Annotated in this window: 21 protein-coding genes and 1 pseudogene; 16 read left to right on the forward strand and 6 right to left on the reverse strand. The window is 74.1% G+C overall.

The window, feature by feature from the left end; genetic code table 11:
- Position 1: 1 nt before the first annotated feature.
- The 7 genes from ACH35V_RS35640 to ACH35V_RS35670 all read left to right on the forward strand — a co-directional run bounded on the left by ACH35V_RS35640 (position 2) and on the right by ACH35V_RS35670 (position 6,749).
- A complete protein-coding gene (locus tag ACH35V_RS35640) occupies positions 2-670 on the forward strand; it encodes a TetR/AcrR family transcriptional regulator (protein ID WP_395979274.1) in 669 nt (222 codons plus the stop codon).
- Positions 667-1,575 carry an ATP-binding cassette domain-containing protein gene (locus ACH35V_RS35645; protein ID WP_395979275.1) on the forward strand — a complete coding sequence of 303 codons (909 nt, stop codon included), beginning with the start codon at positions 667-669 and terminating at the stop codon, positions 1,573-1,575. The genes ACH35V_RS35640 and ACH35V_RS35645 overlap by 4 nt, the downstream gene beginning before the upstream one ends.
- On the forward strand, positions 1,572-3,176 hold the full coding sequence (locus ACH35V_RS35650; protein WP_395979276.1) for an ABC transporter permease: 1,605 nt from the start codon (positions 1,572-1,574) through the stop codon (positions 3,174-3,176). The genes ACH35V_RS35645 and ACH35V_RS35650 overlap by 4 nt, the downstream gene beginning before the upstream one ends.
- A 39-nt stretch (positions 3,177-3,215) precedes the next feature.
- The gene (locus ACH35V_RS35655; RefSeq protein WP_395979277.1) at positions 3,216-3,818 is read left to right on the forward strand and encodes a TIGR00730 family Rossman fold protein; all 603 of its coding nucleotides are present in this window, start codon (positions 3,216-3,218) and stop codon (positions 3,816-3,818) included.
- A gap of 25 nt (positions 3,819-3,843) precedes the next feature.
- A complete protein-coding gene (locus ACH35V_RS35660; protein ID WP_395979278.1) occupies positions 3,844-4,320 on the forward strand; it encodes a CBS domain-containing protein in 477 nt (158 codons plus the stop codon).
- A 43-nt stretch (positions 4,321-4,363) separates the two neighbouring features.
- A complete protein-coding gene (locus ACH35V_RS35665) occupies positions 4,364-5,200 on the forward strand; it encodes an inositol monophosphatase family protein (protein WP_395979279.1) in 837 nt (278 codons plus the stop codon).
- Between the two features lie 133 nt (positions 5,201-5,333).
- Positions 5,334-6,749, forward strand: coding sequence for an alkaline phosphatase PhoX (locus ACH35V_RS35670; RefSeq protein WP_395979280.1), 1,416 nt, complete (start codon positions 5,334-5,336; stop codon positions 6,747-6,749).
- Positions 6,750-6,771: 22 nt separating this feature from the next.
- Here the strand turns inward: ACH35V_RS35670 and ACH35V_RS35675 are convergent, their stop codons facing one another.
- Positions 6,772-7,089, reverse strand: coding sequence for a hypothetical protein (locus ACH35V_RS35675; RefSeq protein ID WP_395979281.1), 318 nt, complete (start codon positions 7,087-7,089; stop codon positions 6,772-6,774).
- Between the two features lie 69 nt (positions 7,090-7,158).
- Between ACH35V_RS35675 and ACH35V_RS35680 the strand changes: the two genes are divergently transcribed.
- Genes ACH35V_RS35680 through ACH35V_RS35690 form a run of 3 tightly spaced genes read left to right on the forward strand, consistent with a single transcriptional unit; the run spans position 7,159 to position 8,621 of the window.
- On the forward strand, positions 7,159-7,605 hold the full coding sequence (locus tag ACH35V_RS35680) for a hypothetical protein (RefSeq protein WP_395979282.1): 447 nt from the start codon (positions 7,159-7,161) through the stop codon (positions 7,603-7,605).
- The gene (locus ACH35V_RS35685; protein ID WP_395979283.1) at positions 7,602-8,030 is read left to right on the forward strand and encodes an SRPBCC family protein; all 429 of its coding nucleotides are present in this window, start codon (positions 7,602-7,604) and stop codon (positions 8,028-8,030) included. The genes ACH35V_RS35680 and ACH35V_RS35685 overlap by 4 nt, the downstream gene beginning before the upstream one ends.
- 15 nt (positions 8,031-8,045) lie before the next feature.
- Positions 8,046-8,621 (forward strand): DNA-3-methyladenine glycosylase I, encoded by a 576-nt coding sequence (locus ACH35V_RS35690; protein ID WP_395979284.1) that lies wholly within the window; start codon positions 8,046-8,048, stop codon positions 8,619-8,621.
- A 7-nt stretch (positions 8,622-8,628) separates the two neighbouring features.
- Here the strand turns inward: ACH35V_RS35690 and ACH35V_RS35695 are convergent, their stop codons facing one another.
- The 3 genes from ACH35V_RS35695 to ACH35V_RS35705 form a co-directional block, all read right to left on the reverse strand.
- Positions 8,629-11,217 (reverse strand): FtsX-like permease family protein, encoded by a 2,589-nt coding sequence (locus tag ACH35V_RS35695; protein ID WP_395979285.1) that lies wholly within the window; start codon positions 11,215-11,217, stop codon positions 8,629-8,631.
- A 7-nt stretch (positions 11,218-11,224) separates the two neighbouring features.
- Positions 11,225-11,989, reverse strand: coding sequence for an ABC transporter ATP-binding protein (locus ACH35V_RS35700; RefSeq protein WP_395979286.1), 765 nt, complete (start codon positions 11,987-11,989; stop codon positions 11,225-11,227).
- Positions 11,990-12,085: 96 nt separating this feature from the next.
- Positions 12,086-12,871, reverse strand: coding sequence for an enoyl-CoA hydratase-related protein (locus tag ACH35V_RS35705; RefSeq protein ID WP_395979287.1), 786 nt, complete (start codon positions 12,869-12,871; stop codon positions 12,086-12,088).
- Between the two features lie 180 nt (positions 12,872-13,051).
- Between ACH35V_RS35705 and ACH35V_RS35710 the strand changes: the two genes are divergently transcribed.
- Positions 13,052-13,219, forward strand: a complete 168-nt coding sequence (locus ACH35V_RS35710) for a DUF3117 domain-containing protein (RefSeq protein WP_083946426.1) — start codon at positions 13,052-13,054, stop codon at positions 13,217-13,219.
- A 110-nt stretch (positions 13,220-13,329) separates the two neighbouring features.
- Positions 13,330-14,802, forward strand: coding sequence for a leucyl aminopeptidase family protein (locus ACH35V_RS35715; RefSeq protein ID WP_395979288.1), 1,473 nt, complete (start codon positions 13,330-13,332; stop codon positions 14,800-14,802).
- Between the two features lie 16 nt (positions 14,803-14,818).
- On the opposite strand, the gene ACH35V_RS35720 is transcribed toward ACH35V_RS35715, so the two are convergent.
- Positions 14,819-15,430 carry a hypothetical protein gene (locus tag ACH35V_RS35720; RefSeq protein ID WP_395979289.1) on the reverse strand — a complete coding sequence of 204 codons (612 nt, stop codon included), beginning with the start codon at positions 15,428-15,430 and terminating at the stop codon, positions 14,819-14,821.
- Between the two features lie 3 nt (positions 15,431-15,433).
- A complete protein-coding gene (locus tag ACH35V_RS35725) occupies positions 15,434-16,036 on the reverse strand; it encodes an O-methyltransferase (RefSeq protein ID WP_395979290.1) in 603 nt (200 codons plus the stop codon).
- Between the two features lie 251 nt (positions 16,037-16,287).
- Between ACH35V_RS35725 and sigE the strand changes: the two are divergent.
- The 4 genes and pseudogenes from sigE to ACH35V_RS35745 all read left to right on the forward strand — a co-directional run.
- Positions 16,288-16,899 (forward strand): annotated as a pseudogene (gene sigE / locus ACH35V_RS35730) (RNA polymerase sigma factor SigE); the annotation flags it as partial.
- Positions 16,900-17,115: 216 nt separating this feature from the next.
- Positions 17,116-17,736, forward strand: a complete 621-nt coding sequence (locus ACH35V_RS35735; RefSeq protein ID WP_395979291.1) for an anti-sigma factor family protein — start codon at positions 17,116-17,118, stop codon at positions 17,734-17,736.
- Positions 17,733-18,833 carry a MucB/RseB C-terminal domain-containing protein gene (locus tag ACH35V_RS35740; RefSeq protein ID WP_395979292.1) on the forward strand — a complete coding sequence of 367 codons (1,101 nt, stop codon included), beginning with the start codon at positions 17,733-17,735 and terminating at the stop codon, positions 18,831-18,833. Before ACH35V_RS35735 ends, ACH35V_RS35740 begins: the two co-directional genes overlap by 4 nt.
- A gap of 109 nt (positions 18,834-18,942) precedes the next feature.
- Entirely contained in the window at positions 18,943-20,784 is a 1,842-nt protein-coding gene (locus ACH35V_RS35745) for a S1C family serine protease (protein ID WP_395979293.1), read from the forward strand.
- Positions 20,785-20,829: the final 45 nt, after the last annotated feature.

The following is a 20,829-nucleotide window of genomic DNA, read 5'->3' on the forward strand; positions in this document are numbered from 1 at the left end:
GATGGCGGGCAAGGAACGGGCCGAAGACCTGACCGGACGGGCCCGCATCAGGGACGCCGCGCTTCTGGAGTTCGCGGAGCGCGGGGTGAAGGGCGCGACGATCCGGGGCATCGCGAAGGCCGCCGGCGTGTCGCCCGCCCTCGTCCAGCACCACTACGGGACGAAGGAGGCGCTGCGCCAGGCGTGCGACGAGTACGTCCTCGCGGCCACCCGCGAGGTCAAGGAGGAGTCGCTCCAGGGCGGCATGGCGAGCCCCGGGTTCATGGAGATCGCCATGCGGACGGCGCTGCCCATCCAGCGCTACCTCGCCCGCGCGCTGACCGACGGGTCGCAGGCCGCGGCGACGCTGTTCGACGACGTCGTGGCCTACACCAGGGAGGTCCTGGAGACCGGCAGGCCCGGGGTGGCCAAGCCCTCCACCGACGACCTGCACGCGTACGCGGCCGTCATGACCGGGATGAGCCTCGGCAGCTTCGTCCTGAACGAGCACCTGTCGAGGGCCCTGGGCGCCGGCGTGCTGACGGGCGAGGGCTACCCCCGGATGGCGCTCGCGATGATCGACATCTACGACGACAGGCTGCTGTCGCCGGAGCTGGCCGCCCAGGCGCGCGCCGGCCTGAAGAGCATGCTCGCCTCCCGCGAGCAGTCACCCAGCGAGGAGAACCGGTGACCGAGAAGACGCCCCCCGTCGAGATCCGCGGCCTGGTCAAGACCTTCGGCCAGACCCGCGCGCTGGACGGCCTGGACCTGACCGTCCGGCCGGGAGAGGTGCACGGCTTCCTGGGCCCGAACGGCGCGGGCAAGTCCACCACGATCAGGGTCCTGCTCGGCCTGCTGCGCGCGGACTCGGGCACGGCCAGGCTGCTCGGCGGCGACCCCTGGCGGGACGCGACCGAGCTGCACCGCCGCCTCGCCTACGTCCCCGGCGACGTGACGCTGTGGCCGAACCTGTCCGGCGGCGAGGTGATCGACCTGCTCGGCAGGATGCGCGGCGGGACGAACCCGCGCCGCCGGGCCGAGCTGCTGGAACGCTTCGAGCTCGACCCGCGCAAGAAGGGCCGCGCCTACTCCAAGGGCAACCGGCAGAAGGTCGGGCTGATCGCCGCGCTGGCGTCCGACGCCGAGCTGCTGCTGCTGGACGAGCCCACCTCCGGCCTGGACCCGCTCATGGAGGAGGTGTTCCAGGAGTGCATCCGCGAGGAGCGGCGCGACGGGCGGACCGTCCTGCTGTCCAGCCACATCCTGTCCGAGGTGGAGGCGCTGTGCGACCGGGTGACGATCATCCGCAGCGGCGTGTCCGTGGAGTCCGGCACCCTCGACGAGCTGCGGCACCTGACCCGCACCTCGATCCACGCCGAGCTGGCGGGCCCGCCGGACGGCCTCCCGCTGCCCGGCGCCCATGACGTCCACATCGACGGCACCACGATCAAGTTCGAGGTCGACACGCCCCGGCTCGACGAGGCGCTGCGGCAGCTCACCGAGATCGGCGTCCGGAGCCTGACGAGCCGTCCGCCGACGCTGGAAGAGCTGTTCCTGCGCCACTACAAGGACGAGCTGGAAGAGGTCTCACCATGAGCGCGCTCGTTGGGACGGGCGGGCTGGTCAGGCTGATCCTGCGCCGCGACCGGTTCCTGCTCCCCACCTGGGTGATCTTGCTCGCGGTCATCCCGATGGGGTTCGTCGGGGCGACCGACAGCCTCTACCCGGAGCTCGCCGACCGGCTCCAGTACGCGAAGACGACCGGCACCAACCCGACGTTCCTCGCCCTGTACGGGCCGATGTACGACACCAGCCTCGGCAGCATCATCGCGCAGCGCTCCGGGTTCATCCCGGTCGTGGTCGGGATCATCAGTGCGCTGACGGTCGTCCGGCACACCCGCACGGAGGAGGAGGCCGGGCGCCGCGAGCTGCTCGGCGCGACCGTGACCGGGCGGGGCTCCGGCCTGGCCGCCGCGCTGATCGTGACGATGGCGGCGAACCTCGTCCTGGCCGTGCTGCTCGCCGCCGGTCTCACGTCCCAGGGCCTCCCGTTCGCCGGGTCGCTGGCCCTCGGGCTGCAGCTCGCCGCCGCCGGCTGTCTCTTCGCGGCCGTCGCGGGCGTCACGGCGCAGCTCAGCGAGGGCGCGGGCGCGGCCCGCGGGATCGCGCTCGCCTCGCTCGGCGCCGCGTTCGCCGTCCGGATGGCCGCCGACGTCGGCGGCGCGGGCAACGGCCTGTCGTGGCTGGGCTGGGTGTCGCCGTTCGGCTGGATCAACCGGCTGCGCGCCTTCGGCGGGGAACGCTGGTGGACGCTCGCGCTCGTGGCCGCGCTCATCGCGGTCCTGGTGGCCGCGGCGGCGAGGCTGCAGGCGCGCCGCGACGTGGGCGCCGGGATCCTGCCCCCGAGCCTCGGGCCCGCCGCCGCCTCGGAGCGGCTGTCGGGGCCGTTCGGGCTCGGCTGGCGGCTGCAGAGCCGTCCGCTGTACGGGTGGCTCGCCGGGTTCGCCGCGCTGGGCGTCGTCTACGGCGCGCTCGCCAAGGGGATCAAGGACATGGTCGAGGACAACCCCGACCTGGAGGAGATCTTCACCAAGCTCGGCGGCCAGTCCGGCATCACCGACGCCTACTTCGCCTCCGTGATGAGCATGCTCGGCCTGATCGTCGCCGCCTACGCGGTGTCGGCCGCGCTGCGGCTGCGGACCGAGGAGTCCGGGCAGCGCGCCGAGCCGCTGCTCGCCACCGCCACCGGACGGCTCAGGTGGGCGTCCAGCCATCTGGTGTTCGCCCTGCTGGGGCCGGCCGTCGCGCTGGCCGTCGCCGGGACCGCCGCCGGGCTGACGCACGGCCTGAACGTCGGCGACGTCGGCGGCGAGCTGCCCCGCGTGCTCGGCGCGGCGATGGCGCAGCTGCCCGCCGTGTGGCTGGTCGCGGCGATCGCGCTCGCGCTGTTCGGGCTGGCGCCGAGGCTCACCGCGGGCGGCGCCTGGGCGGCGGTCGGCCTGTTCGGGCTGCTCTCCCTGTTCGGGCCGAGCCTGGACCTGGACGAGCGGGTGATGGACGTCTCGCCGTTCACCCACATCCCGAAGATCGGGCAGGACTTCGCCGTCATGCCGCTGGTCTGGCTGGCCGCGATCGCCGCCGTCCTGGCCGTCCTCGGCATGATGGGCTTCCGCCGGAGGGACCTCGCCATGCACTGACCCCGGCCGATGCCGGGGCCGGGCCGTAGCATTGGGCCGGTGGAATCCCCGAAGCCCCTCGCCGTCTGCGTCTTCTGCTCGTCCAGCGGGACGATCGACCGCGGCTACGTCGACCTCGCGGCGCGGACCGGAGCCGAGCTCGCCCGGCGCGGCCACAGCCTCGTCAGCGGCGGCGCCCAGGTCTCGTGCATGGGCGCCGTCGCCCGCGCCGCGCGGGCCGGCGGCGCCCGCACCGTCGGGGTGATCCCCGAGCGCCTGGTCAGCGTCGAGATCTCCGACGAGGACAACGACGAGCTGATCGTCACCCCCGACATGCGGACCCGCAAGGGCGAGATGGACCGCCGCAGCGACGCCTTCCTCATCCTGCCCGGCGGCATCGGCACACTGGAGGAGCTGTTCGAGGTGTGGACGGCCCGCGTCCTCGCCATGCACGCCAAGCCCGTCGTGATCCTCGACCCGACCGGCGTCTACGACCCGCTCCGCGAGCTGATGCGCGGCCTCACCGAGCAGGGCTTCGCCCGCGCGAAGATCTGGGACGCCATCGGCTGGACGGACTCCGTCCCCGAGGCGTTCGACCTGCTGGAGAGCACCCAGCCCCGCATCGAGTTCTCCCCCGAGGACTACGCCGAAGCCGAGCTCTGACGGCGCGTCGGATACCGTCGGAGGCGTGCGCGCCCGTGAACTCGCCGCCGAGTACCCCACCGTGACGCCGTCCGACAGCGCGATGGACGCGGCCCGCCTCCTCGCAGCTCAGGGCCTTCCGGGCCTCGTCGTGGTGGACGGCAGGGGCCGCGCCGTGGCGGTGATCCCGGGCTCGCGGCTGCTGCGGCAGATCGTCCCGGCGCACGTCCGGGACGACCCGGCCCTCGCCCGCGTCTACGACGAGCGCCACGCCGACCGGCTCTGCGCCGGGCTCGCCGACCGGACCGTCGCCGACCTGCTGGAGGACGAGCGCACCCCGCTCCCCGTCGTCGACCACAACGCCACCGTCATGGAGATCGCCAGCGTCATGGCGGGCTCCCGCAGCCCCGTCGTCGCCGTCACCGACGACGAGCGGCGCCCGGCGGAGGGCGCGGTCCTCGGCGTGATCACGGCCGCCCGCCTGCTGGAGCGCCTCCTGCCGCCTGACCGGCGTCCCGCCTGACCAGCGTCCCGCCCGACCGCAAGCCGTCACCCGAAGGAGCCGAATGAACGCCGACGTGCCCGCCTCGCGGGAGCTCGCCGCGATCGCCGAACTCGCCGCCCGCACGACCGGCGGAGAGCTGCGGACGGCGTTCCGCTCGCGTCCGGAGGTCGACGTCAAGATCGACTTCCACGACCCGGTCACCGAGCACGACCGCGCGGCGGAGGAGACCATCCGGGAGGTGCTCGCCGAGCACACCCCCGGCAGCGTCGTCGTCGGGGAGGAGGGCGGCGCGCGCGGCGACTCCGCCGCCGCGATCCGCTGGTACGTGGACCCCATCGACGGGACGGCCAACTTCGCGGTCGGCCTGCCGTTCTGGTGCGTGTCGATCGCCGCCGTCGCGGGCGGCGAGCTGGTCGCGGGCGCCGTGTACGACCCGGTGCGCGACGACATGTTCACCGCGACCCTGGACGGCGCCACCTGCAACGGCGAGCCGCTCCGCAGCCGCGGCGCGACCCATGACGCGACCGCCGTCGCCGCCACGTCCTACCCCAGCCCGAACGACCTCGCCATCGGCGACCGGGACGAGACGCTGCGGCGCTTCGGGCTGATGGTGGACGCGTTCGCCACCGTCCGCAGGCCGGGCAGCGCCGCGCTCACCCTCGCGCACATCGCCGCGGGCTGGACGGACGTCGCCTACGACTCGTCCATCAACGCCTGGGACATCGCCGCCGCGATGCTCCTGGTCAGGCAGGCCGGCGGGACGTACCTGCCGCTCGGCGGGCGGCCCGGCGGCCACGACTGGGACGCCCCCGGATACCTGGCCTGCGTCGGCGGATTCGACCTCGCCGGCTCGGTCATGGGCGAGATCGCCGGGGTCGCCGGCGCCGGGGCGCGATAGCCGCACACCCCCGCCCGAAGCCCGAAAACTGAAGATTGTCCTGGGGGTTTGCCATCCGTCCGGTGCTCGTTCACCACCGGTTAAGGGCCGCCGACCAGGCTCCCGCGTGATCCCCTCACGTGAAGGAGTGCCCATGTCCGTGACCCGTCGCGGAGTCGTCAAGGGCGGCGCGGCCGGCGCGCTGTCCATAGCCCTCGCCGGAAGCCTGGACGGAATCTTCCAGACCTCCGCGGGCGCCGACACCGGAGAGGCGTACGGCTACGGCCCGCTCGTCCCCGACCCCAAGGGCGTCCTCGACCTGCCCAAGGGTTTCTCGTACAAGACGCTGTCGGTGGAAGGCGAGCCCATCTCGGACGGCGTCGTCGTCCCCGGCCACCACGACGGGACGGCCACGTTCCCCGCGCGCGGCGGCCACGACCACTTCCCGCACTGGCCCGACCACCCCGGATTCCCGGACTGGCCGAACTTCAGCGACCAGGAGCGGGCCCGCGAGCGCGGCAGCGGCCGCCGGGGGCAGACGATCCTCGTCCGCAACCACGAGCAGAGCAACAACGGCACCCGCGCCGTCGCGCCGCCCGAACTGACCTACGACCCGGCGGCCAACGGCGGCACCACCAACCTGCTGGTCGACGGCGACGGCGACCTGGTGTCGCAGTACGTCAGCCTCGCCGGGACGGCCGTGAACTGCGCGGGCGGCCGCACCCCGTGGGGGACGTGGCTGACCTGCGAGGAGACGGAGGGCTTCAAGGGCGAGACCAAGAGCCACGGCTGGGTCTTCGAGGTCGACCCGTACGGCAGGCGCACCAAGCCGGTCCCGCTGACCGGTCTCGGCCGGTTCGCGCACGAGGCCGTCGCGGTCGACCCGCACACCCTCACCGCCTACCTGACCGAGGACGCGTCCAAGCCGTTCGGGCTGTTCTACCGGTTCCGTCCGAAGGCCCACCGCGGCGGCTACCACGCCTACCTGAAGGGCGGGGAGCTGGAGGCGCTGAACGTGCCGAGCGTCCCGGACCTGTCGCTCGTCACCGAGCCCGGGACGAAGCTGCGCGCCCAGTGGGTGGACGTGCCTGACCCGTCCGCGAAGCAGACGTCCGTCCGCAAGCAGTTCGAGTCGATCACGCGGAGCCAGAAGCTCGAAGGCGCCTGGTGGGGGCACGGCAAGGCGTACTTCGTGGCCAGCTTCTCCAGCAAGGAGGACGGCGCGGCGGGCGACCACGCCGGGCAGGTCTGGACGTACGACCCGCGCCGCAACGAGATCGAGCTCCAGCTCATCTTCAAGCCGGGCGGCCGCTTCGACGGACCTGACAACATCACCGTCTCCCCGTACGGCGGCGGCGTGATCCTGGCCGAGGACGGCGACGGCGAGCAGTACCTCGTCGGCACCACGCGGAAGAACCAGCCGTTCGCGTTCGCCCGCAACGCCCTCAACGGCAGCGAGTTCGCCGGCGTCACGTTCTCGCCGGACGGCCGGATCCTGTTCGCCAGCCGCCAGTCCGACCCGGGCGCGACGTTCGCGATCACGGGCCCCTGGCACCGTCTGCGCGGCTAGGCCCCGCGGTCAGGTCCCGCGCTCAGGCGAGTCCGCGGCGGGCGACGGCGGGGGGCCGGGTCCCCTGGATGGACGCCACCATGTCCAGGACCTGGCGGACGCCGTCCGCCTGCGACTCGGGGACGCGGAACAGCGCCGCGCCCAGCCACGCGTAGACGGACGCGGCGGCGAGCAGCGCCGGATCAGGCTCTCGCGCGTCCGTCTCCAGCGTGACGAGCACCACGTCCCCCGCGGCCGCGTGCCGCTCCACGCGGTCCGCCGGGGGAGCCGTGCCCGCGTCCACGGCGCCGTCCGGCAGGGGCGCGTCCGATGCCAGGACCATCCGCTCTCGCACTTCCATGCGGCAAAGCGTGGCACGATCTGGGTTCGGGAAACGTCCTTCAGAGGGACGCGTGCAGATCGGAGCGTGATGGTTGTCCTGGTTCTCGTCCTGGCCGGCATGGCGGTGCTGGGCGCCGTCGTCGTCCTCGCCATGGGCAGGGGCGGGGAGCTGGCCGAGACCCATCCCGACTATCCGCGGCTCCCGCTCGGCGCCGCCGGCCGTCCCATCACCGGCTCGGACGTCGCGCACATGCGGTTCCCGCGCACGTTCTGGGGCTACCAGCCGCAGGTGATGGACGAGGCGCTGCGCCGCGTCTCGCACGCGCTGTCCGAACGCGACGCCCGCGTGGCCCTCCTCGAACAGCAGCTCCACGACCTGCGCCACGGCGCGGGCTCGATCGGCGCCCTGCACGGCCTGGAGGAACCGGCCCCGAACGGCCGGGAGGAACCGGCCCCGAACGGCGCCCCGCCCTCGCTCCGCGAGGACGACGCCGAAGAGGAGCGCGTGAGCGGCGCGCAGGAGGACCGCCCGTGAGCAGCGTCGCCGTCCACGCGGAGGCGGTCTCGGCCGCGCCCGCCGACCGGGTCTTCGACGTCCTGACCGACTGGCCGCGGCACGCGGAGTGGATGCCGTTCACCAGCGCGGAGGGCGGCCACGAGATCGGCGACGACCTGCGGGCCCGGACGGGCGTCGGCCCGGTCGGGTTCCTCGACACGATGGTGATCACCGACTGGAGGCCCGGCCGGCGGGTCGCCGTCCGGCACACCGGGCGCGTGGTGCGCGGCGAGGCGTGGTTCAAGGTCGTCCCCGAGGGCACGGGCAGCCGCGTCGTATGGGCCGAACGCGTCGACCTGCCGCTCGGCCCGCTCGGCCGCGCCGGATGGCTCGTCGCCGGTCCGGTCGTGAAGGCGTTCATGCGCTTGGGGCTCCGCCGATTGGCCGCTTTGTCCGAGGCGTGAGGTAGAACGGGTCGGGTGAGTACCGCGATTCTGGGCGAGGACGGCCTGGCCCGCTGCCCGTGGGGCCTCTCGGCGCCCGACTACGTCGCCTACCACGACGAGGAGTGGGGCCGTCCCGTCCGCGACGACCAGGGCCTTTACGAGAAGCTCTGCCTGGAGGCGTTCCAGTCCGGGCTGTCGTGGCTGACGATCCTCCGCAAGCGCGAGGCGTTCCGGGCCGCCTTCCACGGCTTCGATCCCGAGAAGGTCGCCGCGTTCGGCCCGGACGACGTCGAGCGCCTGATGGCGGACGCCTCGATCGTCCGCAACCGGGCGAAGATCGAGGCGTCGATCGCCAACGCCCGCGCCGCGCTCGACATCCCCGGCGGCCTCGCCGCGACGGTCTGGCGCTACGCCGACCCCGACGCCCCGGCGTACGCCGACATGTCCGACATGCCCGCGTACACCGACGGCTCGAAGGCCCTGTCCAAGGAGCTGAAGAAGCACGGCTTCCGCTTCCTCGGCCCCACCACCGTCTACGCCCTCATGCAAGCCAGCGGCCTCGTAGACGACCACCTGACAGGCTGCCACCGACGAGGCGCCTACAAGTAGGGCCGACTCACTCGGCTTTGGCCGCCTCCAGGACGGGGACGGCGGCGGCGCGCCGGGCCGGGAGGGCGGACGTCGCCATGGTGACGGCCGCCGCACCCGCGATGACGGCGACGAACAGCCACCAGGGCGGGCTCGGAGCCAGGAACGAGCTGCCCGTCCCGACGTGCATCAGGAAGCCGGTGCCGAGCGCCGTGCCGAGCCCCAGAAGGGTGCCGAGTAGGACGACCGTAGCCGCCTCCCAGCGGACGACCGACCGGATCTGCGCCGCCGTGGCGCCGACGGCGCCGAGCAGGCCGAACTCGCGGGTCCGTTCGGTGACGCTCATCGACACGGTCGTGGCCATCCCGAACAGCGCCAGGAGCAGCGCCATCCCGATGAACCCGTAGATGACCCTGATGCCGTTGGTCATCGCCTTCGCCGCCGTCTTGATGTAGCCGGACTCGTCGAGCACCTGCGCGCCCGGCACGTCCGCGACCGCGCGGGTCAGGGCGTCCTTGGTGCCGCCTCGGACGAGGACGGCCTGCGTCCCCGCGCCCGGATCCAGCCTGTCCATGGTGGCCGAGGACACCAGCGCCTGCTCGGCGAACAGGTGGGACGGGTCGTGGTAGGCCCCGGCGACGGTCAGCGCGATCTTCCCCCGGACGCCCCGCACCTCGATCCGCTGCCCCTTCTTCAGCTTGTTCGCCTTCATGACCGTGGACGCGACGCCGATCTCGCCGGGGCGGAGCGGCCGCAGGCTCCCGCCAAGATCCAGAACGGACGGCAGCGCCGCCGGATCCGCGCCGGTCACGTTGAGGAACACCGGCTCCGCCGGCTCCTCCGGCGACGGCCGCTTCGGCGGCGGGTCCACGAGCTGGACGCCGGTGCCCGTCAGCGCCATCGCGCGCGACACGCCGGGCGCGGCGGCCGCCTTCGCGACGGTGTCGCGGGGGAGCGGCGCCTGCCCGGACGAGGTCTTCTCCGTCGCGGCGATCGCGTGCTCGGCCACCATCACCTCCTTCCCGGCGGCGTCGAAGCGGGCGTTCACCGACAGGACGAGCAGCGCCGTGGCGGACACGAGCGCGACGCCGAGCATGAGCGAGGACGCCGCCGACGAGACCCGGCGCGGGCTGCGGGTGATGGTGGCGCGGGCGAGCCGTCCCGCCTCGCCGCTGAACGCCGTGCCGACCCGTCCGACCAGGCCGCCGAGCGGGCCGACGAAGAACGGGGCGAGGACGGCGAGCCCCGACACCGCCGTCATGGACCCCATCAGGATCATGATGCAGACGCCGACCGTGCGCTCCATGCCCGGCGGCTCCTCGTACCTGATCGCGAACACCAGCCCGTAGAACATGCCCGCCAAGCCGAGGACGGCGAGCGCGCCGATGATCCGGGGCCAGCGGCGTCCGGCCGAGTCGGTGCTCGCGGCGCGCAGCGCCTGCATCGGCGCGATCCGGGAGGCCCGGCGGGCGGCGCGCCAGGCGGCGAGCTGGGTGACGAGGATCCCGGCGAGGGCGGGCGCGGTGAGGGCGATCCAGCCGAAGTCGGCGTCGGCGACGGAGATGTCGAAGCCGTCCTTGGCGAACAGGTCGGTGAGCAGGCCCGACACCGGGTAGCCGACCAGCACTCCGCCGATGGACGCGACGATCCCGAGCGCGAGCGCCTCCAGCCGGATCAGCCGCTTGATCTGGCGGGGCGTGGCGCCGATCGCGCTGAGCAGCGCGAGCCTGCGGGTCCGCTGCCGCACCAGCATGCCGAACGTGTTGGCGACGACGAACAGCCCGACGAACACCGCGAGGGACGAGAGCATGCTCAGCGAGCCGCCGACCGACACGCCCGCGGAGTCCAGGGTGGCGGACTGCGCGTCCCGCACCCCGGCGACCGTCCGGACGGTCACGTCCTCGCCGCGCAGGTCACGGGCCAGATCGGCGCGCAGCTGCGCCGCCGTGACGCCGGGCGCGGCCTTGACCCACACGCCCTGCCACGTCCCCGGCGGCAGGTCGGCCGCCCGCCGGACGGTCTCCGGCGGCGCCAGCAGCAGGTCGCCGCTCGCGACGGCGCTGCGCCCCTGCACGGTGACGATCCCGACGATCTTCATCGGGCGGGTCTGCTTGGGCAGCGTCGTCCGCATCGAGTCGCCGACGCCGAGCTTCCCGGCGCGGGCGACGTGGCGGGTCACGGCGACCTCGCCGTCGGCGGCGGGGGCGCGTCCTTCGTCCAGGTGGTAGGGGTTGAGCCGGTTCTCCGGCGTCCACGGCCGGAGCACGGTGGACGCTCCCGCCGGAGGCAGGATGATCTTGCCGTTCGAGCCGGTGGCGGTCACCGGGACGGTCGCGTCCCCTGCCACCGCCGCCACGCCGGGCCGGCCGGTGACCTTGTCCAGCGGCACCTGCCCGTCCGGGACGGCGTAGACGTCGCCGGGGTCGGTCGTCCCGCCGAGCACCAGCACGTCGGCGCGGGCGTACTCGCTGGCGTCGGTGCCCGCCACCGCCTCCTGCGCCCGGAAGGTGAACTGCAGCGACCCGGCGATCAGCCCGATCGCGAACGTCGCCGCCAGCAGCGTGGCGGTCAGCTGCTTCCAGCCGCCGGTGAAGGAGCGGCGTGCGATGAGCCACATGGCGCGCTCAGCCCTCCATCCGCCGCATGGCGGCGTGGACCTGGTCGATGGTGGGGGAGTGCAGCTCGTAGACGATCATCCCGTCGGCGAGGAACAGCACCCGGTCGGCGTGCGCGGCGGCCAGCGGGTCGTGCGTCACCATGATCACCGTCTGCCGGTAGGCGTCCACGGCGGTGCGCAGGAACCCCAGCACCTCGGCGCCCGACCGCGAGTCCAGGTTGCCGGTCGGCTCGTCCGCGAACAGCACCTCGGGACGGGTCAGCAGCGCCCGCGCCACCGCGACCCGCTGCTGCTGCCCGCCCGACAGCTCGCTCGGACGGTGCCCCAGCCGCTCCCGCAGGCCGAGCGCGTCCACGATCGTGTCGAACCACCGCCGGTCCGCGCGCCGGTTCCCGAGCCGCCCGGTGAGCCGGATGTTCTCCTCCGCCGTCAGCATCGGCAGCAGGTTGAACGACTGGAACACGAACCCGAGCCGGTCGCGGCGGAGCTTGGTCAGCGCCGTCCGGGACAGCGTGGTGATGTCGACGTCGCCGATCAGGACGGACCCGGACGTCACCGCGTCCAGCCCGGCCATGCAGTGCAGGAACGTCGACTTCCCGGACCCGGACGGGCCCATGATCGCGGTGAACCGGCCGCGGGGGAACGCCGCCGAGACGCCGCGCAGCGCGGTCACCGCGCCGTCGCCCGTCCCGTACGACTTCACCACGTCGCGGGCCACGGCGACATGGTCGTGGACCTGCCCGGCCGGAGGTACGGCGGTTGTCTGGATCATGCCGTCCAGGAAACCGCCGCGGACCCCTCGGGCACAGTGACGCCCACTCCCGAGCCTCCGGTGGGGACAGCCCCACCTGCGGCTGGGGAGGAGCCCTCAGCGGCCCTCGAACGCGGGCTGCTCCTTCTTCAGGAACGCCGCGGTCGCGTTGCGGTGGTCGCTGGTCTTCTCGCACTCGTCCTGCAGCTCAGCCTCACGTTCGAGCGAGGACGCCAGGTCGTGCGTCGCGGCGAAGTCGAGCGCCGCCTTGACCGCGCCGTAGGAGACCGTCGGACCGGCGGCGAGGCGGCGGGCCAGCTCCACCGACGCGGGGGCCAGCTCGTCCGCCGGGACGACCCGGTTCACCATGCCCCACTCCAGCGCCTCGTCGGCCTTGATCGGCTCGCCCAGCAGCAGCAGCTCGGCGGCCTTGGCGCGGCCGACCAGCCGTTGCAGCGTCCACGACATGCCGCTGTCGGGCGCGAGGCCGATCCCGGTGAACGCGGTCGCGAACCGGGCCTTCTCGGACGCGACGATCAGGTCGCACGCGAACGCCAGCGACGCGCCCGCGCCCGCCGCCACCCCGTTCACCGCCGCGACCACCGGCTTCCGCATCCCCGCCAGCGCCAGCACGATCGGGTTGTAGTGCTTGCGGACGGTGTCGTCCAGCCCCTTCTCGGCGGCGAGGTTGTCGCCGTGCTCGCGCAGGTCCTGCCCGGCGCAGAACGCCCGTCCCGCGCCCGTGAGGACCACCGCGCGGGCGGCGGGGTCGGCGGCCGCGCGGACCACCGTCGCGCGCAGCAGCTCCTTCATCTCGACCGTCAGCGAGTTCATCCCGTCCGGGCGGTTGAGCGTGATCGTCCCCACACCGTCGGTCAGGTCATATAGCACGGTCTCAGCCATGGTCGTCCCCTCCGTCAAGCCGTCCGCCGATCCTCTCATCTTCCGATCTGGAGGCTGATCGTTACCACTTCGCGCCCGGAAGACGAGATAATGGACCACTACTGATGACGCGGATGCGACACGCGGCCACGCGGCCAACGGTGTGCGAAGGCCGCGGCCCTACGCAGGAAGGGGATACGCATGGCGGCGATGAAGCCGCGGACGGGAGACGGTCCGCTCGAAGTGACCAAGGAGGGACGCGGAATCGTCATGCGGGTCCCATTGGAAGGCGGCGGACGTCTCGTGGTCGAGCTGTCCGCCGACGAGGCCAAGGAGCTCGGCGAGGCCCTCAAGGGCGTCGTCGGCTGACGGCTCAGCCGTTCCCGGCTTGTTGGTGACGGTCCCGGCGGGGTATCGCCGGGGCCCTTGCCATTCCAGCACCAGAAAACCGACCGAACGAAACTGGGGGAATCTCCGCCATGCCCATCGAGACCCGCGTCCACGCCGCAGGCGGCACCGTGTCGCAGACCGCGGTCGACATCGACGCGGAGGTCGTGGCGGTGCCGGTCGGAGCGGGGCCGGTCGCGCCCGCCGCGGAGGTGGCGGGGTCGCTGCCGTTCACGCTGGACGAGCTGCTGGAGCTCCACCGGGCCAAGGGCGAGCCCGGCGAGATCACGGCGACCCAGGTCCGGCTCGGCGACCGGGTGCGGGAGCTGCTGCTGTACGGGGTGGGCGACGCGGCCCCGGCCGACCTGCGCAAGGCCGGCGCCGCACTGGCCCGCCGCGGCAAGGGCCGCACCGCGCTGGTCGCGGGCGTGCCCGCCGGCGACCTGGCCGCGTTCGTCGAGGGCGCGCTCCTCGCGGCCTACGAGTTCAAGATCGGCGCCGCGCCCGCGAAGAAGGCGCTCGGCACGCTCGCCGTCCTCACCGAGGCCGGTCCCGGCTCGGACGCGCCCGCGATCGAGCTGGGCGCCGCACGGGCCCACGCCACCGCGCTGGCCCGCGACCTCGCCAACACCCCGTCCCGCGAGAAGGACCCGTCGTGGCTCGCCGCGCAGGCCGAGCGGGTCGCCCGGCGCGATCACGGGGCCGCGGGCCTCACCGTCCGCGTGCGCGGCGAGAAGGAGCTGGTGGACGAGGGCTTCGGCGGCCTCGTCGCGGTCGGCGGCGGGTCATCGCGTCCGCCCCGCCTGATCGAGCTCTCCTACGTGCCGGACGAGCCGGCAGAGCGGCACGTCGTCCTCATCGGCAAGGGCATCACGTTCGACAGCGGCGGCCTGTCCCTCAAGCCGAACGAGGGCATGAAGACGATGAAGACCGACATGGCGGGCGGCGCGGCCGTCATCGCCGCGATGAGCGCGCTGCGCGGCCTCGGCGTCCGCGCCCGCGTCACCGGGCTGGTCGCGGCCGCGGAGAACATGCCGTCCGGGTCGTCCATGCGGCCCGGCGACGTGATCGCCCACTACGGCGGGACGACGTCGGAGGTGCTGAACACCGACGCCGAGGGACGGCTCGTCCTCGCCGACGCGCTCGCCTACGCGGCCGCCGCGCTCGCCCCCGACGTGATCGTGGACGTGGCGACCCTGACCGGCGCGGCGAAGGTCGCGCTGGGACTGCGGCACGCGGCGCTGTTCGCCAACGACGACGCGCTCGCCGGCGCGCTGACCGAGGCCGGCGCCGCGGCGGGGGAGCTGGTGTGGCGGCTGCCGCTCGTCGACGACTACCGCGCCGCGATCGACTCCGACGTCGCCGACATCAACAACATCGGGCGCGGCGGCTACGGCGGCGGCTCCATCACGGCGGCGCTGTTCCTGCGCGAGTTCGCCGGCGACCGCCCGTGGGCGCACCTCGACATCGCCGGTCCCGGCCGCTCCACGGCCGACGACGCCGAGCTCACGCGTGGCGCGACCGGCTACGGCACCCGCCTGCTCCTCACCTGGCTGACCTCCTGACCGACCGGCGGCCGGGTCACTTGGTGCGGCGGTCGATCACCGGGACGCGGCGGTAGCGCCTCGCCTGCTTGACGATCTGCGGGAGCGTCGCGTCCCAGTCCGAGAGCACCGCGAACGACCACGGAACCGCCTCCGCCGTGGACGGCACGTCCCGCAGCGTCAGCGCCACCAGCCGCGGCCGTTCCGACGTCCGCGCCATCTCCGCCAGCTCGGCGGACGGCAGGAACACCAGGTAGTCCTGCTCGCCGCGGCGGGTTCCGGCGGCGCCGCGCCGCAGCGCCACGATCGCCGCCACGTCCGGCCAGGGCAGCGCCCGCCCCGCCCGGCGAGGCAGCGGCCAGCGCGCCGGGCGCCGCACCCCGCCGCCGTCGAACTCCAGGACGGGACGCCGCGCCAGCATCCCCCCGGCGGACGCGAGCAGCCCGGCGCCGAACAGCCCGAGCCCCGCCACGCCCAGGATCATGATCGTGACGCTCGCCACCCCGGCGCCGCGCAGCGCGCCGCCCGTGATGAACGCCACCGACGCGAGGAACATGATCAGGAACGCGACGAGCCGCCACGTCCCCCGCCACGTCACCCGCTGCCGCACCGCGAACACCTCGCCGGCGGCGGCCTCCGGCTCGCCCACCGGCTAGTCGCGCTTCACCGCGCAGAGCAGCCCGTCGCCGACCGGGACAAGCAGCGGGACGAGCCGGTCGTCCTCGCGGATCATCCGGTGCACCTCGCGGATCGCCTCGGTGTCCGGGTCGCGCCGGTCGGGGTCGGCGACCCGGCCGCCCCACAGCGCGTTGTCGAACGCGACGACGCCGCCGGGCCGCAGCAGCCGCAGCGCGCCCGTCAGGTAGTCGGGGTACTCGCGCTTCTGCGCGTCGCAGAACACCATGTCGTACGCGCCGTCGGTGAGCCGCGGCAGCACCTCCAGCGCGGGCCCGATGATCATCCGGGTGCGGAAGGAGCCGAGGCCCGCCTCCGCGTACGCCTGCTTCGCCAGCCGCTGGTGCTCGGGATCGATGTCCACGCTCGTCAGCACCGCGTCCTTCGGCATGCCGCGCATCAGCCACACGCCGGACACGCCGCAGCCGGAGCCGATCTCCACGACCGTCCGGGCGCCGATCAGCGTGGCGAGGAAGCGCAGCGCCGCCCCGCCCGCCGGCCCGATCGGCGTCGCGCCGATCTCCTCGCCGCGGCGCCTGGCGTCCAGGAGCGGCTCGTCTTCGGGGAGGAAATCCTCCACATAGGCCAGTGTGGCCTGGTCGGCGTCGATGGCTGCCTCCTCGCGGGACCCCCGCCTGGCTCATGCTGGAAAGACCATATCGCTGACAGGGAACCGACTGGAGTTTCAGCGCGTTGTAACCAGAGCAGGAACCCGTCATGCGCGGGTTGAACCCACGAGAACCCAGTCGGTCCAGAACCGCCCCAGCCCAGGCGAGACCGTGCCGTTCCAAGGCGAGACCTTGGCTCACGAGAGAGGAACAGCCCGGCACCATGGGAGTCGCAGCACTCAGTTTCAGAAGCGCTGTGGGGGTCGGCCCCGGGCAGGGGCTTGCAAGCGTCGCGGGCACTCGCGAGAACGCCCCCGAGGCAGAGTGGGCGCCGCCGTCCTGGGACGAGGTCGTCCGCGAGCACTCCGCGCGCGTCTACCGGCTCGCGTACCGGCTGACCGGCAACCAGCACGACGCGGAGGACCTCACGCAAGAGGTCTTCGTCCGCGTGTTCCGTTCCCTGTCGAACTACACGCCGGGGACGTTCGAGGGCTGGCTGCACCGGATCACCACCAACCTGTTCCTCGACATGGCGCGCCGCCGCCAGCGGATCCGCTTCGAGGGGCTCGCAGACGACGCCGCCGAACGCCTCCAGGGCCGTGAGCCGACCCCGGCGCAGGCGTTCGACGACAGCAACTTCGACGCCGACGTCCAGGCCGCGCTCGACGCGCTGGCCCCCGAATACCGCGCGGCCGTGGTGCTGTGCGACATCGAGGGCCTGTCGTACGAGGAGATCTCCGCGACGCTCGGCGTCAAGCTGGGCACCGTCCGCAGCCGCATCCACCGGGGCCGCGCGCAGCTGCGCGCCGCGCTGGAGCACCGCGCGCCGACACGGCGCCGGCCCGGCACGCGGAACGAGTTCCAGCCCGCGGACGCCATGCTCATGGAAGCGGAGCTGGACGGCGGTGACGTGGACGGCAGGGGGACCGACGACGAGGACCAGGCCCTGCACGCGGCAGGCGGCCGGTCCCAGCCGGAGGGCGTGTAAAGCTGTGCTCACCGCGCGGTGACGGGACCGCGCGGATGACAGAACGGGAAAGACGGAGGCCGCGTGAGTTGTCTGGGGGAGCGTCTGACCGCTCTGGTCGACGGCGAGCTGGGACATGAGGAGCGCGACCGCGCCCTCGCCCACCTCGCGTGCTGCGACCATTGCAGGGACGAGGTCGCCTCGCTGCGCAAGCTCAAGGGCCGGCTGCGGGGGCTGGACGAGACCGACGAGCTTCCGTCCCCCGACTTCCTGATCCGGCTCCGCACCCTGCCCGCCGCCGCCGGTTCGCCGGCGCCCGGCGACGTCCCGGTGGAGCCCGCCCCGCGGGCCGAGCCGCTCGCGGGCGCCGCGGCCCAGCACACCGCCCGGCCGATCCGGTCGGCGTCCCGCCTGAGCAGGCAGCCGTCCCCCGCGCGCCCGCGCGACAACCGTCCCGCCGGACGCGGCGCCGCCGCCGCGCTGGCCGTCCAGCCCCGGCGCCGCTACCTGGTCATGGGCGCCGCGACCCTGTTCCTCGGCCTCGGCGGCGCGTCCTACGTCGTCGGCGGCGGCGAGGACCCGCCGACCGTCACCCCGGCGTTCGACCGCTACGCCGTCCAGCACGCGCTGACCTCGGGGGACGCGCCGATGACCGACCCGCTCACCGACCCGGTCAACCAGGTCCAGGTCTCCCCGGGGCCGTGATCGCGAAGACCGTGACCCGCCCGGGACGGCGCAGATCCGTCCTGGTCTGCGGGCTGGCGGGCGCGCTCGCCCTGGTCGCGGCGCTCGCCGGCGACCCGGCCGCGGCCCGGCGCGTCCGCAGCGACCCGGGCGCGGTGGGCCTGCTGCGCGCCGCCGCCGACGCCGCCCGCCGCGTCCCGTACGAGGGCAGGCGGTTCCTCACGACGTGGAACCGGAGCCGGTCCAGCACGTCCCGCGTCCTGGTGTCCCACACGCCGGGCGACGGCGTCCGCTACCGGTACGGCACGGGCGCCGGGGACGAGTACCGGCCCGACGCCGACACCGGCGACCTCACGGGCTTCACCGCGGAGACGCTCGACCTGCTGACCCGCAACTACTCGGTGGTCCGCGCGGCCGACTCGGCCGTCTGCGGCCGGACCGCCCGCGTCGTCGAGGCCCGCCGCGACGACGGCAGCCCCGCCGGGCGGTTCTGGATCGACTCCGAGACCGGGCTGATGCTGCACCGCGAGCTGATCGACGCCACCGGCCGCCGCGTGGTCGCCGCCGGGTTCAGCGAGATCAGCTACGCCGTGCCGGCGAAGGTCCCGGCGGCCTACGGCGTCGGCGTCCCCCGCGGCGGGGCCGCGCGCTTCCCCTCCTCCGGCGGCCAGGGCGCCGCGGCGGTGTGGAGCGACCGGCTGGACCGTGCCGACCTCGCCGCCCTCCGCGACCGCGGCTGGCACGTCCCCAAGGTCCTGCCGGGACGCCTCACCCTCCACGACGCGCGCCGCGACGCGGGCGGCGGCGCCGTCCACCTCAGCTATTCCGACGGCCTCGCCGCCGTCTCGGTGTTCGTGCAGCGCGGCACGATCGACGAGCGGGGCCTGTCCGGCTGGCGGAAGACCGCGCAGCGCGGCCGGACGATCTTCCACCGCGAGTCCCTGCGCCGCTGGGCGGTCTCCGCGGGCGACGGCTACGTGTACACGGTCCTCACCGACGCCCCGCTGAGCACCGCCGACGCGGTGGCCGCGAACCTGCCCCGCGACACCACCTCGTTCTGGACGCGCGTGTCCCGCGGCGCCCACCGCCTCGCCGCGGTCGCGAACCCCTTCGACTGAATGATCGACTTGGCTGAGCGCCCTGCCCGGAGGTCTTATGCTCGCCACATGCCGGGCCGGGCACGATGAGCACAGATGACGAGAACCATGCTCGGTAGGAGAGATGGGGATGACGGAAGACAACCGCGGGCCGGTCAGGGCGCCGTCGGACGACGAGGACGTCGTCCCCGGCCTGGAGCCTGAACGGCAGGAGGCGGCGGCTCCTCCCGAGACGGTGACCGACCAGGAGATCCCCGTGGACCCGCCGGTCGACACGCCGCCGGACCAGGACCCCGAGGCCGCGGCCCCGGACGCGTCCGACGACGACCCGGAGCCCGAACTCGACGAGCTCGGCCACGCCCTGGAGTCCGGCGACGACCCGGAGCTCGCCAACGGCGACCGGCTCGTCGCGGGCGGCTTCGCGCCGCCGGACTCGCTCGGCGGCCCGCCCGACACCAGCGAGGACGTCCTCTCCCGCGGCGGCCCGTCCGACATGGGGCCGCAGGAGGTCCCGCTGCAGGACGCCCCGCCGCGCGACATGCCGCAGCCGCCGCCCGTCCCGCTCGACAAGCCTCCCCTCGACCGGCCGTTCGCCGACCGGCCCGACGATCATGGACGGCCCGGGTTCGTCCCCTACGACCAGGACCCGAGGGCCGCGCAGGGCAGGCCGCCGTACGGCGGCGGCTGGCCGCAGCAGTCCCACCAGCAGGGCCCGCCGCCCCCGCCCGGGGCGGGCAGGCCGCCGATGGGGCCGCCGCCCGCGCCGATGGGCCCGCCGCCCGGCGGCCCGCGCCCGATGGGCTTCGGGATGCCGCCCGGCGGTGGCCCGAACTGGGCGCCCGTCCCGGCGCTCCCGTCGTCCTCGCGCGGCGGTCCGGGCCTCGGCCTCTTCGCGATCGTCGCGCTGATCATCGCGCTGGTGGCGGGCGCGGTCGGCGCCGGGGTCGGCGTGATCGCGACCGACGACGGCGACGACGGCGGCTCGGTCAGCCTCGGCGGCGGCAGCGACAGCGGCGAGGGCCAGGCGCAGGCCCGCCCGCCGGACTCGGTCGCGGGCGTGGCGCAGCGCGTGCTGCCCAGCGTCGTGAGCATCCGCGTGCCGTCCGCGCAGGGCGAGGTCGGCGGCACCGGCTTCATCGTCAACGGCGGCTACGTGATCACCAACAACCATGTGGTGGCGAACGGCGGCGGGCAGATCCAGATCGTCTTCAACGACAAGAAGATGCTGCCCGCGACGGTCAAGGGCGCGGACGCCAGCTCGGACGTCGCCGTCCTCAAGCCCGAGGGCCAGCACTCGCTGCCCGCGCTCACCGTCGGCGACTCCAGCAAGATCGCCGTCGGCGACCCGGTGATCGCGATCGGCTCCCCGCTCGGCCTGCAGGGCTCGGTGACCACCGGCATCGTCAGCTCCCTGAACCGCGCCGTGCCCACGCAGGGCGAGGGCGGCGGCGACGCGTCCTTCCTCAACGCGATCCAGACCGACGCGGCGATCAACCCCGGCAACTCGGGCGGCCCGCTGGTGGACGCGAAGGGCCGCGTGATCGGCATCAACACCGCGATCGCCACGCTCGGCGGCGGGGGCCTCGGCGGCGAGCAGCAGAGCGGCAGCATCGGCCTCGGCTTCGCGATCCCGATCAACCAGGGCAAGCGGGTCGCCGAGGAGATCATCAGGTCGGGCAGCGTGCGCCAGGCCAAGCTCGGCGTGCTCCCCGACCCGCGCTTCCAGGACGGCGGCGCCCGGATCATGCCGCAGGCCGTCAACGGGCAGGACCCGGTGACCAAGGGCGGCCCGGCCGACAAGGCGGGCCTGAAGCCCGGCGACGTGATCACCAAGGTGGACGGCAAGCCGATCGAGGACGCCACCGACCTGATCGCGCAGATCCGCAGCCGCGCGCCCGGCGACAAGGTCAAGGTCACCTACCGCCGCGACGGCCAGGAGAGCACGGTCGAGGTGACGCTCGGCTCCGACTGACCCCGCGGGCGGCCGATCCCGGCAGGGTGACGCCGATCTTGGCAG

It is taken from the genome of Actinomadura sp. 1N219, assembly GCF_044326405.1.
Taxonomy (GTDB): domain Bacteria; phylum Actinomycetota; class Actinomycetes; order Streptosporangiales; family Streptosporangiaceae; genus Spirillospora.

Excerpts from the sequence above, each read along its gene's own strand:
- ACH35V_RS35640 (WP_395979274.1), top strand. The coding sequence starts at position 2 with ATGGCGGGCAAGGAACGGGCCGAAGACCTGACCGGACGGGCCCGCATC.
- ACH35V_RS35650 (WP_395979276.1), top strand. The coding sequence starts at position 1,572 with ATGAGCGCGCTCGTTGGGACGGGCGGGCTGGTCAGGCTGATCCTGCGC.
- ACH35V_RS35665 (WP_395979279.1), top strand. The coding sequence starts at position 4,364 with ATGAACGCCGACGTGCCCGCCTCGCGGGAGCTCGCCGCGATCGCCGAA.
- ACH35V_RS35670 (WP_395979280.1), top strand. The coding sequence starts at position 5,334 with ATGTCCGTGACCCGTCGCGGAGTCGTCAAGGGCGGCGCGGCCGGCGCG.
- ACH35V_RS35675 (WP_395979281.1), bottom strand. The coding sequence starts at position 7,089 with ATGGAAGTGCGAGAGCGGATGGTCCTGGCATCGGACGCGCCCCTGCCG.
- ACH35V_RS35680 (WP_395979282.1), top strand. The coding sequence starts at position 7,159 with ATGGTTGTCCTGGTTCTCGTCCTGGCCGGCATGGCGGTGCTGGGCGCC.
- ACH35V_RS35695 (WP_395979285.1), bottom strand. The coding sequence starts at position 11,217 with ATGTGGCTCATCGCACGCCGCTCCTTCACCGGCGGCTGGAAGCAGCTG.
- ACH35V_RS35700 (WP_395979286.1), bottom strand. The coding sequence starts at position 11,989 with ATGATCCAGACAACCGCCGTACCTCCGGCCGGGCAGGTCCACGACCAT.
- ACH35V_RS35705 (WP_395979287.1), bottom strand. The coding sequence starts at position 12,871 with ATGGCTGAGACCGTGCTATATGACCTGACCGACGGTGTGGGGACGATC.
- ACH35V_RS35710 (WP_083946426.1), top strand. The coding sequence starts at position 13,052 with ATGGCGGCGATGAAGCCGCGGACGGGAGACGGTCCGCTCGAAGTGACC.
- ACH35V_RS35715 (WP_395979288.1), top strand. The coding sequence starts at position 13,330 with ATGCCCATCGAGACCCGCGTCCACGCCGCAGGCGGCACCGTGTCGCAG.
- ACH35V_RS35745 (WP_395979293.1), top strand. The coding sequence starts at position 18,943 with ATGACGGAAGACAACCGCGGGCCGGTCAGGGCGCCGTCGGACGACGAG.